Source organism: Nitrospinota bacterium (assembly GCA_016235255.1).
Taxonomy (GTDB): Bacteria; Nitrospinota_A; UBA7883; order UBA7883; family JACRLM01; genus JACRLM01.
The window spans coordinates 1-14790 of the sequence record JACRLM010000094.1; the positions used below are offsets into that span (position 1 = coordinate 1).

A 14790-nucleotide genomic window follows, 5' to 3' on the forward strand; every position below is an offset into this window, starting at 1 on the left:
ATCCATTCTTCCCTTGCCAGTTTTCCCGTTACCGTTTACTCTTTTCATGTGACCTCCTTGCTTTCCGTTGTTTTCGTTCAAAAACATGGTAGCAGGTGAGGTCATACCTTCGTTTCAACTAAGTTTAGGACACTTTCCCCGCCATACCCGCGAAACCGGAGACCGCGCCCCCCATGCACGCCATGCCTGTCAAGGACGCGCGCAGCGAGGCGGTGGTGTTTATAGACATTGTCGGCTCCACAAACATAATGAACACGTATGGAGGCTATCATTTCTTCAGCCTCTTCCGGTTTTTGGAGGACATCGCAAACCGCATATTCTCAACACACAACTGCCTTTTCCGCAAAGGGCTTGGCGACGGGTTCATCGCCGTATTCGAAAATAACGAGGACGCGGTGCTGTCCTCCATCGAAATGCTGGCCGAACTGGAGGCGTACAACAGCGGGGTGAAGGAAAAATCGAAGCTGGAGCTTCGAATCGGGATAGATTTCGGCGAGACCAACGTGGGCCACGACGGCGACAGAATAGGCATAGCCGTCACCGCCGCCAAAAGGATCGAAGGGCTGCTGGCGGAGTCTTTCAGCTCCCTTTCGGTGGACAAGAGCCTTTATCCGATAAAAAACAGGATATTCATTTCATATATCGTCTATAACTCCATCCGCAAGAACAGCCATATCGCCTGCAGGGAAATAGGCTGGGCGGAGCTTAAAGGACTGGAAGGTGTGCGGTACGATATATTTCTTGTGGACTGGAAAGCGTCGTGGGAAAAGATGGGGGGGTGAAGCACGGCCTTTTTTCAAACGGAATCAAACCCGTCTTCCAACAGTCTCGTAAACTTGTTTCCTGTGAAGTATGGCAAGCACGGTGACTACTCCGGGCCTTATCCGGAACACTATGCGGTAATCGCCCACACGCAATTTCCAACAACCTTTAAGCGTTTTTCTAAGCGGAGCGCCATAACGCTCCGGTTCCGTCATGAGGCGTGTTTCGATGGCGGTTTTTATTCTGGCTTTTAGTTTTTCGTTTATCCTGGCGAGGTCGTCTTTTATATCCTGATGGTAGAGGACATTAAATCCCCTCACCATACGTCTTCATGCCTTAATGCCTTGGATTTGCGGAAAGTTTTGTCCCGCTTCTCCGAAATGGCCGCCAAAGCCATATCTTCATCAACTTCTATGGCCTCCCGCACGAGATCCCGCACTTTAAGCGACAGGGAAACGCCGTCCCTCCTCGCAAGACTTTCCACCTTTTCGTAAACAGGCTTTTCAAGGACAACGTTGATTCTTGGATTACTCGCCGGCATTGAAGCTCTCTTGTGTATATGTATTATTGGTTAAGTGTAACACTAGTGATACACCTGGTCAAGTATCCCATAAGCTGACATCTGGTCTTAATAACGCGAATGCAGGCAGGGCAGGCCACTTTTTATTAATCGGCCGAGCATCGGCTCACCCTGTCTTCCCAAACCTCCCGTTGACCTTATAGACCCACGCCAGCACCTCGGCGATCACGTGGTATAGCTCCGGCGGTATCTCCTGGTATAAATCGAGCTTTGAAAGGGTCTCGATCAAGTCCGGGTCTTCTTTTATCGGAACTTTGTGTTCCCGGGCGATCTGGATGATCTTCTCGGCCACGTCGCCGAACCCCTTGGCGGTCACCTGCGGGGCGCTTGTGACTCCCGGCTTGTATTTGAGCGCAACAGCTTTTTTGCGGGTATCTTTGGCCATCGCGTTACGCCTTTATGTTGATAAGGCCGGAGCCTGTGGCAGGGGTGTAATTCTCCAGCTCCTCCGTGATGAACTTGCCGCCTGCCACGGACACGTCTATCCACGCCGAATATCCCGCCGCCTCCAGCGATCCGGTAAGCTCCGCCAGGTTGTCTTTCATGTGCTTTGCCACGGTGTCGTTCATAACATACACGGTTCCGTGTATTTTTTTGTCCGCCACGCTCACGTCCGCCCGCACAGGCCCCAGTTTGGACATGTTGAGCATGAACACTATGGAGCTTCCCCCTTTTTCCTTCTTCTCCTTCCCCTGCCCTCCCCCTTCTTCGCCCGGTTTCAAGTACAGCCGGGCGGTCTGCACGGTGTCCCCCTGGGCGAATGGAATCTGGAAATACAACGGCGCCGATACAGTCCCGTCATCCCGTTTCGAAGCTGAGTTTATCAGCTGGGCGAATTCTATCGAGCCGAGCGCTTTTCGCACCTCCTTGGCCGTTTCGCGGATCGCGGCCAGGTCTTTTTCCATGTTGGCTACGTTCCCCGCGTCCTGACGTGGCGCCGCGATTTCCTCTTTTCCCGATGGTTGAAGCGGAATTTTTGCGGCCACTTCCGGTTTCAGCTGCTCCGGTCTTGGCTGGTCCTGCGGCGGCATAGCCGGAAACGCGTCCTGTTTGATCGAAGCGGCGGCCGGGGCGGCGTCTCCCGTGGCGGCGCCAATCTTTTCCGCCAGCGTGGCCACCTGCGCGTCCATCACTCCCAAAGCCTTAGCCAGCGAAGCCTTTAAATCATTTGCCAGCGCGGCCTTTAGCTGTTGCGGAGGCATTTTCCCTTCGGCGGCCGCCTTTATCGTAGATTCCATGAACAGCCCCGAGCGGCCCAGCAATTCTTTTGTCTTCTCGGGGGTCAACGTCCCCAGATCCTCCGCAATGGCTCCGGCGGCGGTCCTGGCCACTTCGTCCATAACGTTTTTCAGGTCCGGCGGCAATTCCGTCCCCTTCATTGATTGGGCGATGCGCCCCAGCGCGTCCCCCACAGGCGCCTTTCCGGGGAGCAGCAGCCGCATCAATTGGGCCGCCTTCGCATCTCCGGTGGCCTCTCCGGAAAGCAGGGTTATCGTAAGGTTCGGGCTGACCTTCTCCACCCTGCCGGTTATGTTTTGCCCCTCGGCAAGCCGGGATTGGGATGTGGCCACAAGGTCCACCCCCCTTAATCTGACAAGCGCCTGGTTCCCCGCGAGAAGTTTTAAAACTTTTCCGTCCACCACTTCCCCCTGGGAAAAAATGGAAGAAAGTTCTTTGCTCCCGCCCAGGCTTTTGTACACGGCGGAAAGGAGCGATTGTTGGAATTGCCCTATTTGCATGAGGCGCTCCGGCGGCTAGTTCGCCATGCGCCGGATGAGGCTTACCTCGTGGGGCGGCAGGCCGACCTTGCGGCCGATCTCATCGTCGGCCAGCCCTTTCTTGATGAGTTTTGCGGCCTTCACATACGGCTCCTCGGTTAGAAGCTCTGGCGACCCCGCGGGTTGGGTCTGTTCCATGGCTATAGTGGCCGCTGGCGCCGCCGGGGCCGATTTGCGCCTTTCACTTTGCGTGGCGCCGTTTTCGTTGGATTTGTTCACGGCCCGCTCGATCCGGTCGGCCACTTTTTCCGCCCGCATCACAAGTTTGGCCAGCTCGTCCATCAGCGCGTTGATCTGCTCCGGGTCCGGGCCGCTAATGACCGGTTCGGGTGTTTCCAATGTTTGCGCCGCGGCGCGGTTTTTACCCTCGCGCAGGACATAAATGATAATGATCGCAAAAAGAGCCGCGTCCACCACAAGCTGGAAAAGAAACCAATCGTTCATCGGCGGGCGGCCGCGTTTGCCGCGAGCGGGTCAGGCGACAATGTTGATGACAGTCCCATGCCCCGTCTCGGCGGGAGGAGCCTGCTTTTCTCCGGCTTCCTCTTCTTTGGCTTTACGCTCCGGCATCCTGCGGGCATAGTGTTTGCGCTTGCGCTGATCATTGTCCCGGATTCCCGGTTCCTCCGCCTCGGTGGCGGCATGGGTTTGGTTGCGTTGTACTGCGGTGGTCTTTTCCACCTCCCGGGCGAAGGAATGGGCCACATCCGCAGTCACGCCCTGCTGGGCCTGCTGCACACGCTCCACCGTGTTGCTCAGTTGCAACACCTGTTGCATCCCAATGGAATCTACCATGGCCGAGCCCTTTATAACGCCAAGGTTTACCTTCGCCTAACAAATTATACTATATTTTGCATCGGTTTACGGGCTTTTCGGGCGCCTTGTCAGCCGGCTCCGTTTTCATGCCTGAAAACCGCTTCTATTCCACCTGTCTACTCATCGGCTAAAACGCGCTGATTCTAAAGCTATTGTCACTATTTAGCATTGGGCTTATAATAGTTTGCTAAGGCATAACCGCAAGGTTATCAAACCAAAGGGGACCGATGACCGAAAATAACGAGCATCTGGGGCAGGATCATGAAACGGCGGGGGCCAAAACCCTCTCCCAGACCATGTCTGAACTGGACAACTTCCTGGACATCCCGCTCACCATCAGCGTGGAGCTTGGCCGCTCCGCCAAAAAGGTGCGGGAAATTCTGGCGTTACAGTCAGGATCGGTAATCGAGCTTAAAAAGCTCGTCGGCGAGCCCATGGAGATTTATATAAACGGACTGCTCACCGCCCGGGGCGAAGTGGTGGTGGTCAACGAACGTTTCGGCATCCGCGTTACAGACGTGATAGACCCGCTGGAGATAATCAGGTTCCAGATGTGATCAGGTTTTCTCTTTCAGAAACTTTTCAACCATCTTCTCCACGTTGCTTTTGAACACTTCCCGCGAAAACCGCAAAGTGTTAGCGCGAATCGCATCGGAATCACGGAAGCGCCCCAGGTTCGCCTCAAACCGCTCCACCGCGCCGCAAAGGGACTCCGCCGTCTGATCCTTGAAAAACACTCCGGTGGGCTGCCTGCCTTCAGGCGCCTCGAACGATACCAACGTCTCCAGTGCGCCGCCGCTTGCATACGCCATCACCGGCGTCCCGCATGCGTTAGCCTCCACAGGAATGATCCCGAAATCCTCCTCGCCAGGATATATCAGAGCCAGAGTACCTTGATATAATTCGCGCAGCCGCTCCCTGCTGGCGCCGCTCTCAAAAGTTATGGCCGGCCCGGCTATGGCGCGAAGCCTTTTATCGTCCTCTCCGCCGCCGGCAATATGCAACGGTTTGCCAAGCCTGTTGAACGCCTCGATGGCCAGGTCCACCCGTTTGTATGGGGCGAAGGCCGAAACCACAAGATATCCCTCCCGCTTAACCGGATTTTCCGCCGTTGTATAAAAATCCACGTCCACCGGTGGATACACCACGTCCGCATCGCGGTTGTAATGCCGTTTTATCCGGTCGGCGACGTGATGGGATATGCCGACGAACTTGTCCACCCGGTTTGCCGTCCGTTGGTCCCACCGGCGCAGATACGGCATCACAGCGCCGATGGCGGCCAGAACGGGGGCCGAAAACCGCTGGCGGTTGAAATATTGCGGATACATGTCCCACGCGTAGCGCATCGGCGTGAAGCAATAGCAAAGGTGTGGCGCGCCGCCGCTCTTTATCCCCTTGGCCACGCAATGGGAAGACGACAGCACCAGGTCGTACCCTTCCAGCTTGTGCGATTCTATAGCCTTTGGCATCAGCGGCAGGAACCAGCGGTATTTCTTCTCCACCGCCGGGAAGTTCTGAAGGAACGACGTGAAGATCCTGTGGCTTTCTATTGATTGGGACAAGGAGCCCTTTACGTGCAGCAACGTAAAAATGTCCGCCTCCGGAAATATTTCGCAAAAAACTTCCAGCACGTTCTCCCCCCCGCGCATTCCTGTCAGCCAGTCGTGAACCAGGGCGACTTTCATGATCGCGCCGCCTCTTCATATGTTTGCAGCGTGGCTATCGCCATTTTCTCCCACGAAAACATTTTTAAACGCTCAAATCCCCTGGCAACCATGGCTTCCCTGAACGCTGGCTCGCTGACTATCTTCACCAGCGCATCCGCCATGGTCTTATGGTCGTCCGGGTCCGCCATCATCGCCGCGTCCCCCAGAATCTCCGGCATCGGAGCCCTGCTGGATGCCACCACCGGAACGCCGCACGCCATCGCCTCCAGCGGCGGCAACCCGAAACCTTCGTCATAAGAAGGGAATAATAGCGCCCTCGCCCCTGAATACAGCGCCTGCATCTCCTCCTTGCTCACATTGCCGAAGAACATGGCTTTATTTCCAAGCTTTTCGAACCGCCTGCGGCTATCTTCCAAAATCCTGCCTGCGATAACGAATTGTGAATCCTTTAAAATCTCCATCACGCCCGCCACCGCGCCAAGGTTCTTGTGCGGTCTGTCCGAACCTGTGAAAAGAAAATAGCCGGGCTTTATTCCCATCCGGCCAAGGATGGCATTTATCTCCCCCTCCGCCGTCCGGTGAAAATCGCCAACGCCGTTGTGGATCACTTTTATTTTATCTTCCGGAGCGTTCACAACGTTCACAAGCCGCTCTTTTGTATGGCCGGACACGGCGATAATTTTACGTGCCCGGCAGACCGCGGAGCCGATCATCATGCGAGCGTAATTGCGGGCCATGAATCCGTAGCCCGGATCGGTGACGTGGATTATGTCATGCACCGTCACCACCGGCGGAACTTTCAGAAAATACGGAAGGACGTAATGCGGGGCGTGGAACAGGTCCAGCTTCATCCCGTTGGCCGCCGCCGCCAGTGTCCAGTGCTCCGCTATCGAATATTTGCCGGAGTGTTCGGCTATTTTGGCGACCCTGTCCGATGGATAGTCAAAGGCGTTCATATCCAGCGGTGAAAGGAACAATGTGTAATGGTGTGAGCTTTCCACCTTCAACAGGTTTTCCACCAGGTTGGAGATGTAGCGGCCGATGCCGCTGTCCATTATTTTCCGCGCGTCTATACCTATTCGCATTATTTGAAACTTTATGGGATAGCCCCACGCAAGTCAACAGAAGCGATTGACTCGGCATCTTCCGGACGCTATCATCAGCCACAATGAATATCCTGAAAATACAGAAACTCGACCACAGGGCGCATGCCCCGGAAAAAGCCCATCCCGGCGATCTGGGATACGACCTTTTCGCGCTGGACGCCGTGAACTTGCCCGCCGGTGAAATGCGCCGCCTGCGCACAGGCGTGGCGGTGGAATTTCCTGAAGGTTGGGGCGGGGTGATAAAGGACCGCTCTTCAATGGCGTCAAAGCGGATCGTCACAAGCGGCGGCGTTATTGACCACGGTTATCGTGGGGAAATCCTCGTCCTTGTCTCAAACCTTTCCGGTGAGGAATTTGCGATTGCAGAGGGGCAGAAAATCGCCCAGCTCGTCCCCTGCCACGTCACAAACTGGCAGGTTGAAGTGGCCGAGGAGCTAAACGGCACTTCGCGGGGCGCCAACGGATTCGGCTCCACTGGGGCGCATAAGGTCCGCGCCTGACTATTTCAAGGTTTACCATGGGATTCCTTTCTCTCGCCGCGCGTCACGCGGGGACTCTCGCCAAAATCATCAGCGCGTCAGTGACTGTGGAGAAATTGACCGCATCGTGGCTAAGCTCACTGGGGGCCGAGGCTGTGATTCTCGACCATGACGGTGTCTTGGGCGCCGCTCGCACAACTGCGCCCGACCTTGCGGGTGAGCGGTTGATCGGGGAGCTTGTAAAACATTTCGGCAAGGGGAAGGTATTCGTGCTTTCCAACACACGCAGCGCACGCGCCGCAAGGTCGCGGGAGTATGCGCGGCTTTACCCGGACATTATCTACATCACCGCCGCGCGCAAACCGGATCCGGAGGGGCTATATATCGCATCGCGCTTATCGGGAGTACCTTTGGAGAAAATAGCCATGATAGACGATGGCCCGCTCACAGGGCTTCTAATGGCGCTGGAGGCCGGGGCGATTCCAGTTTATGCTATTCGTGAGAATCTGGCTGAAACCGCCTCACAGCTTGCCATCAGGCTTGGCGTCACCTTGCCCCAGATCGCACTCGTGCGGCTGCTGGCGTTGTTTGCGGCCCGTTAGTCCCTGAAAATGTCGTGGCAGCCCACGCATCCCTCGGTCATGGTGTTCGCCAGTCCTTGCAGTTCGATCATGTTCAGCGTTGCCGCCCCTTCCGCCATTTTCAGCGCGGTCTTGTGCACCTTTTTGTCCATCTCCGGCACAACGCTTTTTATCGCTTCCTTGTTCTTCTTGATGTAAGGCGCCAGCCCGCCTTTGGGCGCCGGATGGTTTGCCACTCCTTTGGCCCCCTCTTCTATCATCAGCCTGTTGTTTGTCAGCAGGCCGAATTGTATGCGTGAAAGCTGGAACGCCAGGTCGTGCATCACTTTCATCAACGTATGTTCGGACTGTTTGCCCCCCTCGCCCATCACATGTTTTGCGTGCTCGCTCATATGTTCATGTTTCATTTCCTGGGAAAACGCGGGAGCGGCGGCGCATAACGCGATAATCAACGCAAATACTGCTTTCATATCACCTCTTGATCCAATGTTTGTTAATAACATTCCTGACATTAGCAGGCAGGTTTCCCGCCATATATGACGAAAGTTATACCGCAGGATTTTCGTTGGGTGTAAAAAGGTGGCGAGGATTCGGCCGCCTGGGCCCAAGGCCTTCTAACCCAGCCTATCTCATTACCCACAGCCAAAGGCGCAGGCGGCGCCTTATAAAGAAAAAGGCGGCCTTTTAAAGCCGCCTTTTGGAATGCAATCAAAAATCTTTCAGTGCCCCTGGATGGACTCCCCGGAAGCCACCGCGATCCTTGCGACAGCGCGGCCGAGCTCTTCTTCCACAGCCTTGCGCCCCTCGTCCTCGAAGCTCATTGTCACAAGCCTCTCCTCGCTCTCGCGCTTGGCGCGATGGGCCCGGTCCAGGTCGATATCGTCCTTCTTCTCGGCTGTCCTGGCCAGCACCAGGGTCTTCCCCTGAGTCACTTCCACGAACCCGCCGGACACCGCCAGCTCGCGCGGCATCCCCCCTTCGTCATAGCTTATGACGCCGGGGGCGATGAGCGTGAAAAACGGCGAGTGCCCAGGCATAACGCCGAACACCCCTTCCACCCCGGGTATTGTGACAAGGTTCACCTTCGCGTCCTCCACCATCCCTCCGGGCGTCACCACCTGCAGGGATATGGACTGGGGCTGATCGTTGTTCTCCGCCGCCATCTATCAGGAGCCTTTCTTCATTTTCTCGTGCCGCTCGAACACCTCGTCCAGGTTCCCGGCCATATAGAAGGCCTGCTCCGGAATATCGTCGCACTGGCCGTCTATCAGCTTCTTGAATCCGGCGATGGTGTCCTTTATCGGCACATAGCGCCCCGGCGATCCGGTGAACGTCTCCGCCACGAAGAACGGCTGGGAAAGGAACCTTTGCACCTTGCGCGCGCGGGACACGGTCAGCTTGTCGTCTTCGGAAAGCTCTTCCATGCCCAGGATCGCGATGATGTCCTGAAGCTCCTTGTACCTTTGCAGTATCTTCTGCGTGCCGCGGGCCACCGTATAGTGTTCCGAGCCGATTATAAGCGGGTCCAGGATGCGCGAAGTGGAGTCCAGCGGGTCCACCGCCGGGTAAATGCCCAGCTCCGATATGCGGCGCGAAAGCACCGTCGTCGCGTCCAGGTGGGCGAAGGTTGTGGCCGGGGCGGGGTCCGTAAGGTCGTCCGCCGGCACATACACCGCCTGCACCGAGGTGATGGAGCCTTTCTTCGTCGAGGTGATGCGCTCCTGCAGGTTGCCCATCTCCGTGGCCAGCGTCGGCTGGTAGCCCACCGCCGAGGGCATGCGGCCCAGCAGCGCGGACACTTCGGATCCTGCCTGCGAGAATCGGAATATGTTGTCTATGAAAAGCAGCACGTCCTTGCCTTCCGTGTCCCGGAAATATTCCGCCACGGTAAGCCCCGTGAGCGCCACGCGCAGGCGCGCTCCCGGCGGCTCTGTCATCTGGCCGTAAATCAGGGCCATCTTGTCCAGAACGCCGGACTCTTTCATTTCGTGATAAAGGTCGTTGCCTTCCCGGGTTCGCTCGCCCACGCCGGCGAACACAGAAAGGCCGCTGTGCTCCTGCGCGATGTTGCGCACCAGTTCCTGTATGAGAACCGTCTTGCCCACGCCAGCGCCGCCGAAAAGGCCGGTCTTGCCACCTTTGAGGTACGGCTCCAGAAGGTCGATGACCTTGATGCCGGTCTCAAGAGGCTCCGCCTGGGTGGACTGGTCCACGAGCAACGGCGCATCCCTGTGGATGGACCAGCGCTCCTTGGAGCCCACAGGCCCCATCTCGTCCACCGGCTTGCCGATGACGTTGAGAATCCTTCCCAGCACCTCTTTGCCCACCGGGGCTGTGATGGTGTCGCCAGTGTCCACGGCGTCCATGCCGCGGATAAGCCCGTCGGTGGACTCCATCGAAACGGCGCGCACCCGGTTCTCCCCCAGATGCTGCGCCACCTCGGCGATTATCTCGTTGCCCCCCTCGGTCTTGATGGCAAGGGCGTTGTATATCTTCGGGAGTTTTCCCGGCGGGAACTCCACGTCTATCACCGGGCCTATGATCTGCTTGATCCTGCCGGCTGTCTTGGCGGCTGTCGTCATTACTTTATAATCCTCCCGATCCTCTTAGGCTTCGTTATACGTTAACTTATGGCGTCCGCGCCGCTAACCACCTCGATGATCTCCTTGGTGATGGCCGCCTGGCGCGCCCGGTTGTATGACAATGTCAGGCTGCCGATCATGTCCTTGGCGTTCTTCGTGGCGGCGTCCATCGCCGTCATCCTCGCGCCGTTCTCGGACGCGGCGGACTCCAGCAGCGACTGGAACACCTGGCTTTCCACATACCTCTTTATCACTTCGCCAAGCACCGCGTCCGCCGATGGCTCATATTCATAGTCCACCTGCGTCGCATGCTCGTCCACTTTCGGCGCGGTCACCGGAAGCAGCGACACCGTCCTGGCCTCCTGCACCACCACGTTGCGGAACTTGTTATAGATCATGTACACCTGGTCCACGCTCTCGTCGGCGAACCTCTCCATCGCCTGCGCGGCGATAGACCCGGCAAGGTCGTAGCCAAGTTTCTTCCCGTAGTCCAGATATACCTGGACTATGTTCATTTTCCGGCGGCGAAAGAAGTCCACCCCCTTTTTGCCCACGAGAATGAGGGAAATCTCCTTCCCCGCATTCTCTCCGATCACTTTTAGGGCCATCTTGAGGATGTTGCTGTTGAACGGGCCGCAAAGCCCCTTGTCCCCGGCCATGACGATGACCAGGACTTTCTTCACTTCCCTGCGGCGGAGCAACGGATGCGCCTCTTTATTGGCGCGCTGGGCAAGCCCCTCCATCACCTCCGCCACCTTGTCGGAGAACGGACGCGACGCGATCACCGATTCCTGCGCCCGGCGCAGCTTCGCCGCCGCCACAAGCTTCATGGCCTTGGTGATCTGCTGCGTATTCTTGACGGAGCCGATCCGCCTCTTGATATCTTTTAGATTCGCCATCTGATCTAAACCGCCTTATTTCTCAAACCGCCCTTTGAACTCGGCTATAGCCTTCTTCAAGTCCTCTTCGAGCGCCGGGGTGATCTGTTTCTCTTTAAGCACTCCCTCTCCGATCTGCGGATACTTCGAATCGCAGAACGCCAGGAACTCCTCCTCGAACCGCGCCAGCGATGGGATCGGCAGGTCGTCCAGATGGCCGTTGACGCCGCAGTACAGGATGACCACCTGCTTCTGCACAGACATCGGCTTGTACTGCCCCTGCTTCAATATTTCCACCATCCGCGCGCCGCGGTTGAGCTGTTTCTGCGTGTTCTCGTCCAGGTCTGACCCGAACGCGGCGAACGCCGCCAACTCGCGGTATTGCGCCAGGTCCAGCCGGAGCCGCCCGGCCACCTGCTTTATCGCCTTGATCTGCGCGGCGCCCCCCACGCGGGACACCGATATGCCCACGTTGATCGCGGGCCGCACGCCGGCATAGAAAAGGTCCGGCTCCAGATATATCTGCCCGTCGGTGATGGATATCACGTTCGTCGGGATGTACGCGGAAACGTCGCCGGCCTGCGTCTCGATGATCGGCAAAGCCGTCAGCGAACCAGCGCCCAGCGAGTCGTTCAGTTTCGACGCGCGCTCCAGCAAGCGGCTGTGGCAATAGAACACGTCGCCAGGGTACGCCTCGCGTCCCGGCGGACGGCGAAGGAGCAGGGAAAGCTGACGGTATGCCGCAGCCTGCTTGGAAAGATCATCGTAAATTATCAGGGCGTGCTTTGCGTTGTCCCGGAACCACTCGCCGATGGCGCATCCGGCGTACGGCGCGATGTACTGCATCGGAGCCGGGTCGGACGCTGTTGCCGCCACCACGGTGGTGTACTCCATGGCTCCGTGGTCTTCCAGTATTTTCACAACCTGCGCCACGTTGGACCGCTTCTGCCCGATGGCCACGTATATGCAGTAAACATCAAGGCCCTTCTGGTTCAATATGGTGTCTATCGCTATGGCGGTCTTGCCGGTCTGGCGGTCGCCGATGATAAGCTCGCGCTGGCCGCGCCCTATCGGGATCATCCCGTCTATAGCCTTGATGCCGGTCTGGAGAGGTTCGTGCACCGACTTTCTGGCGATAACGCCGGGCGCGATCCTCTCGATAGGTCCGAACGCCTTCGCGTTGATAGGCCCTTTGCCGTCTATCGGCTGGCCGATGGCGTTGACCACCCTGCCCACAAGCTCAATGCCCACCGGCACCTGGGCCACCTTGCCCGTCCGCTTGACCTCGTCACCTTCTTTTATCTGCGTGTCCGACCCGAGGAGAACCGAGCCGACGTTGTCCTCTTCCAGGTTCAACGCCATGCCGTACACTCCGCCGGGGAACTCCAGCATCTCGCCGGCCACGGCGTTCTCCAGCCCGTAAAGACGAGCTATGCCGTCTCCGACCGATATGACTGTGCCGACTTCCTTAAGCTCAAGCTTCTGCTCGAATCCTTCGATCTGCCGCTTGATTATTGAGCTGATCTCTTCCGCCTTGATACTCATCTTTGTCCGCCTTTAGTTAAATTCCAACCCTGAGGGATTTAAGCTGATTGCTCACGCTACCGTCGTAAACCAAGCTTCCTATCTTCACAACGACCCCGCCGATGAGCGTGGGATCGTTCTTTACCGTCAGCACCGCCGTCTTGCCTGTGAGCTTGCCCAATGTGCCCAAAAGCTCTTTTTCCTCTTCCGCCGAAAGGTCCATCGCCGAGGTCACGTCCACACGAACCTTGCCCAGCGCCTCGAAAGCCAGTTTCTCAAACTCCTCGGCAATCTCCGGCAATAGCCCGATGCGCCCCTTGGTCAACGCCAGAAGCACCGCGCCGGACGCCTCGCGCCCGGTGTTCATGGCTTTCATGACACCTTCAAGAATCCCGCGCTTCTGGGGGTCCGACACGGCGGGATTCAACAGTATGCTTCTTAAATCGTGACTATCTGCGATGGCCCGCGCAACGCCCCGTATCTGGCCGCTTATGGCGTCCAGATTGCCCGCGGACGATTCCGCGAAAGTGTCCAAAAACGCCTTGGCGTAACGCCTTGCTGCGGCGGTCTCTTTCAATTCACTTTCTCCATGCTGGCGATTTGGCTCTTGATAAGACGTTTATGGTCTTCCGGCCTTATGTTCTTCTTCAGGATTTCCTCGGCCACCGCAAGAGCTTGCGCGAAAGCTTCCGTCATGAGCCGTTCACGGGCTTTCACCCCTTCCAGCTCTATCTGTTCGTGCGCCTTCTCCAATATCCTTCTGGCGGCAAGTTCGGCCTGCTCTATTATCTGGTTCTTTATAAGGTCCCCTTCGGCCCTGGCTTCCGCCTTGAGCCGGTTGGCTTCCGTCTCGATTTTCGCCAGCCTTTCTTCATATTCTTTCAGCTTGTTCGCCGCGTCACGCTTGGCGGTCTCAAGCGCATCAATCTTGGAGGCGATGTCCTCGGCCCTTTTGCGGAACACCGGGCCGCCAAAGTGGACAACCAGGTAAGCAATGGCGCCAAGAACCACTGCGGCGTTAAGTATCCTGCCGCCGTCCCGGGCCATGTCCCATTCAGTGGCCAGTGGAATGCCGCTGGCGTGGGCCACGCCGGCAAAAGCTGTTGCAAGAATGAATCCGGCGGTAAGCGCCGAAGAAAGCTTCATGGTCAAACGCTCCTACCCATGATGCGGGAGGCTATAAGGGAAGCCACGCCGGAAACCTCTTTTTTCAAGGTAGCCGAAGCCGAATCAATGTCCTTGTTAATTTCACCCCTGGCTCTGTCCAGCCTCTCCTTGAAAACCCCCTTGGCCTCGTCCATCACTTTCATGGCCGATTCCTGGGCGCGCTTTCTGGCCGAAGCGGTTATTTCAGAGGCTTCATGTTTCATCTGCTTTATTTTGGCTTCATATTCCGCCAAGGACGCTTCGCATCTTTCAGCCGCCCCTTTTCCCTCGTTTTCCATCGCCTTGATCCTGCGCTCCCTCTCCTCCACGGACCGCAATATCGGCTTGAACACAAATGCGTTCAGGAACCACAGCATGATAAGGAAATTCAGAAGCTGAATGCCCAGCGTGTAATTGACTTCAATCATTTCCGGATCTTCTTAATTAACCCGCCAATAAGGCGTTGCGCACCGTTATAAATCCATGCGGAAATTCCCTTTTTCCGCCACACCAAAATCGTGACAATATAAACCTTTTAGCGGAGAGTTTCAACGGTATTGCCAAAATAATTTCCGGCGCCGTGAAAATCCACAAAAGTGTTGGAAAAAATGGGGTGAGCGAAGGGGCTTGAACCCTCGACCGCTGGAACCACAATCCAGAGCTCTACCAACTGAGCTACGCTCACCACCGATAAACGCGAAATAGCAATTAAACACGAATTTGACGGCCAAATCAAGCCCCTCGCCTGCGAACGAATTGCCTCATATTAAAAGTAACCGAAGAATTAGGCGAAAATGATTCGATGCCTCATGTTTCATGTAACCGAAGGGAGCATGGAATATGGGCAAAAGCGCCAGAAAAGAATACCTTGCGAAAATCAAGGGCCGCTAC

General features: G+C 56.7%; 20 protein-coding genes and 1 tRNA gene. 4 read left to right on the top strand and 17 right to left on the bottom strand.

Features of this window, described 5'->3' with window-relative positions:
• Window positions 1-173 precede the first annotated feature (173 nt).
• Complete coding sequence (locus HZB29_12525; GenBank protein ID MBI5816423.1) at window positions 174-782, top strand: adenylate/guanylate cyclase domain-containing protein; 609 nt, start codon at window positions 174-176, stop codon at window positions 780-782.
• A 24-nt stretch (window positions 783-806) separates the two neighbouring features.
• Here the strand turns inward: HZB29_12525 and HZB29_12530 are convergent, their stop codons facing one another.
• The 6 genes from HZB29_12530 to HZB29_12555 form a co-directional block, all read right to left on the bottom strand.
• Window positions 807-1085, bottom strand: coding sequence for a type II toxin-antitoxin system RelE/ParE family toxin (locus HZB29_12530; GenBank protein ID MBI5816424.1), 279 nt, complete (start codon window positions 1083-1085; stop codon window positions 807-809).
• The gene (locus HZB29_12535; protein MBI5816425.1) at window positions 1079-1303 is read right to left on the bottom strand and encodes a hypothetical protein; all 225 of its coding nucleotides are present in this window, start codon (window positions 1301-1303) and stop codon (window positions 1079-1081) included. The genes HZB29_12530 and HZB29_12535 overlap by 7 nt, the downstream gene beginning before the upstream one ends.
• 145 nt (window positions 1304-1448) lie before the next feature.
• Window positions 1449-1727 (bottom strand): EscU/YscU/HrcU family type III secretion system export apparatus switch protein, encoded by a 279-nt coding sequence (locus HZB29_12540; protein ID MBI5816426.1) that lies wholly within the window; start codon window positions 1725-1727, stop codon window positions 1449-1451.
• A gap of 4 nt (window positions 1728-1731) precedes the next feature.
• On the bottom strand, window positions 1732-3081 hold the full coding sequence (locus tag HZB29_12545) for a flagellar hook-length control protein FliK (protein MBI5816427.1): 1350 nt from the start codon (window positions 3079-3081) through the stop codon (window positions 1732-1734).
• Window positions 3082-3096: 15 nt separating this feature from the next.
• On the bottom strand, window positions 3097-3564 hold the full coding sequence (locus HZB29_12550) for a hypothetical protein (GenBank protein ID MBI5816428.1): 468 nt from the start codon (window positions 3562-3564) through the stop codon (window positions 3097-3099).
• A 30-nt stretch (window positions 3565-3594) separates the two neighbouring features.
• Window positions 3595-3915 carry a hypothetical protein gene (locus HZB29_12555; GenBank protein MBI5816429.1) on the bottom strand — a complete coding sequence of 107 codons (321 nt, stop codon included), beginning with the start codon at window positions 3913-3915 and terminating at the stop codon, window positions 3595-3597.
• A 248-nt stretch (window positions 3916-4163) separates the two neighbouring features.
• On the opposite strand from HZB29_12555, the gene fliN reads away from it, so the two are divergent.
• Window positions 4164-4493, top strand: coding sequence for a flagellar motor switch protein FliN (gene fliN, locus HZB29_12560; GenBank protein ID MBI5816430.1), 330 nt, complete (start codon window positions 4164-4166; stop codon window positions 4491-4493).
• Here fliN and HZB29_12565 read toward each other — a convergent pair whose 3' ends face one another.
• Together HZB29_12565 and HZB29_12570 are read right to left on the bottom strand one after the other, a co-directional pair.
• Window positions 4494-5621, bottom strand: coding sequence for a glycosyltransferase (locus HZB29_12565; protein ID MBI5816431.1), 1128 nt, complete (start codon window positions 5619-5621; stop codon window positions 4494-4496). It abuts the gene before it with no gap.
• Entirely contained in the window at window positions 5618-6688 is a 1071-nt protein-coding gene (locus tag HZB29_12570; GenBank protein MBI5816432.1) for a glycosyltransferase family 4 protein, read from the bottom strand. Before HZB29_12570 ends, HZB29_12565 begins: the two co-directional genes overlap by 4 nt.
• Before the next feature lie 83 nt (window positions 6689-6771).
• Here HZB29_12570 and dut point away from each other — a divergent pair, with 83 nt between their 5' ends.
• Window positions 6772-7209, top strand: coding sequence for a dUTP diphosphatase (gene dut, locus HZB29_12575; protein ID MBI5816433.1), 438 nt, complete (start codon window positions 6772-6774; stop codon window positions 7207-7209).
• A gap of 17 nt (window positions 7210-7226) precedes the next feature.
• Window positions 7227-7790: a hypothetical protein gene (locus HZB29_12580; GenBank protein ID MBI5816434.1), complete on the top strand. Its 564-nt coding sequence runs from the start codon at window positions 7227-7229 to the stop codon at window positions 7788-7790.
• Here HZB29_12580 and HZB29_12585 read toward each other — a convergent pair.
• The 9 genes from HZB29_12585 to HZB29_12625 all read right to left on the bottom strand — a co-directional run bounded on the left by HZB29_12585 (window position 7787) and on the right by HZB29_12625 (window position 14584).
• On the bottom strand, window positions 7787-8239 hold the full coding sequence (locus HZB29_12585; protein MBI5816435.1) for a hypothetical protein: 453 nt from the start codon (window positions 8237-8239) through the stop codon (window positions 7787-7789). The genes HZB29_12580 and HZB29_12585 overlap by 4 nt on opposite strands.
• A gap of 249 nt (window positions 8240-8488) precedes the next feature.
• The gene (atpC, locus tag HZB29_12590) at window positions 8489-8932 is read right to left on the bottom strand and encodes an ATP synthase F1 subunit epsilon (GenBank protein MBI5816436.1); all 444 of its coding nucleotides are present in this window, start codon (window positions 8930-8932) and stop codon (window positions 8489-8491) included.
• Window positions 8933-8935: 3 nt separating this feature from the next.
• Complete coding sequence (gene atpD / locus HZB29_12595; protein ID MBI5816437.1) at window positions 8936-10351, bottom strand: F0F1 ATP synthase subunit beta; 1416 nt, start codon at window positions 10349-10351, stop codon at window positions 8936-8938.
• A gap of 41 nt (window positions 10352-10392) precedes the next feature.
• On the bottom strand, window positions 10393-11250 hold the full coding sequence (gene atpG / locus HZB29_12600; protein MBI5816438.1) for an ATP synthase F1 subunit gamma: 858 nt from the start codon (window positions 11248-11250) through the stop codon (window positions 10393-10395).
• A 15-nt stretch (window positions 11251-11265) separates the two neighbouring features.
• The gene (locus HZB29_12605; protein ID MBI5816439.1) at window positions 11266-12774 is read right to left on the bottom strand and encodes a F0F1 ATP synthase subunit alpha; all 1509 of its coding nucleotides are present in this window, start codon (window positions 12772-12774) and stop codon (window positions 11266-11268) included.
• A gap of 16 nt (window positions 12775-12790) precedes the next feature.
• Window positions 12791-13330 (bottom strand): ATP synthase F1 subunit delta, encoded by a 540-nt coding sequence (gene atpH, locus HZB29_12610; GenBank protein MBI5816440.1) that lies wholly within the window; start codon window positions 13328-13330, stop codon window positions 12791-12793.
• Window positions 13327-13899 (bottom strand): ATP synthase F0 subunit B, encoded by a 573-nt coding sequence (locus tag HZB29_12615; protein ID MBI5816441.1) that lies wholly within the window; start codon window positions 13897-13899, stop codon window positions 13327-13329. Before HZB29_12615 ends, atpH begins: the two co-directional genes overlap by 4 nt.
• A gap of 2 nt (window positions 13900-13901) precedes the next feature.
• Window positions 13902-14327 (bottom strand): F0F1 ATP synthase subunit B, encoded by a 426-nt coding sequence (gene atpF / locus HZB29_12620; protein ID MBI5816442.1) that lies wholly within the window; start codon window positions 14325-14327, stop codon window positions 13902-13904.
• 181 nt (window positions 14328-14508) lie between these two features.
• A tRNA-His gene (locus tag HZB29_12625) sits at window positions 14509-14584 on the bottom strand.
• Window positions 14585-14790 lie beyond the last annotated feature (206 nt).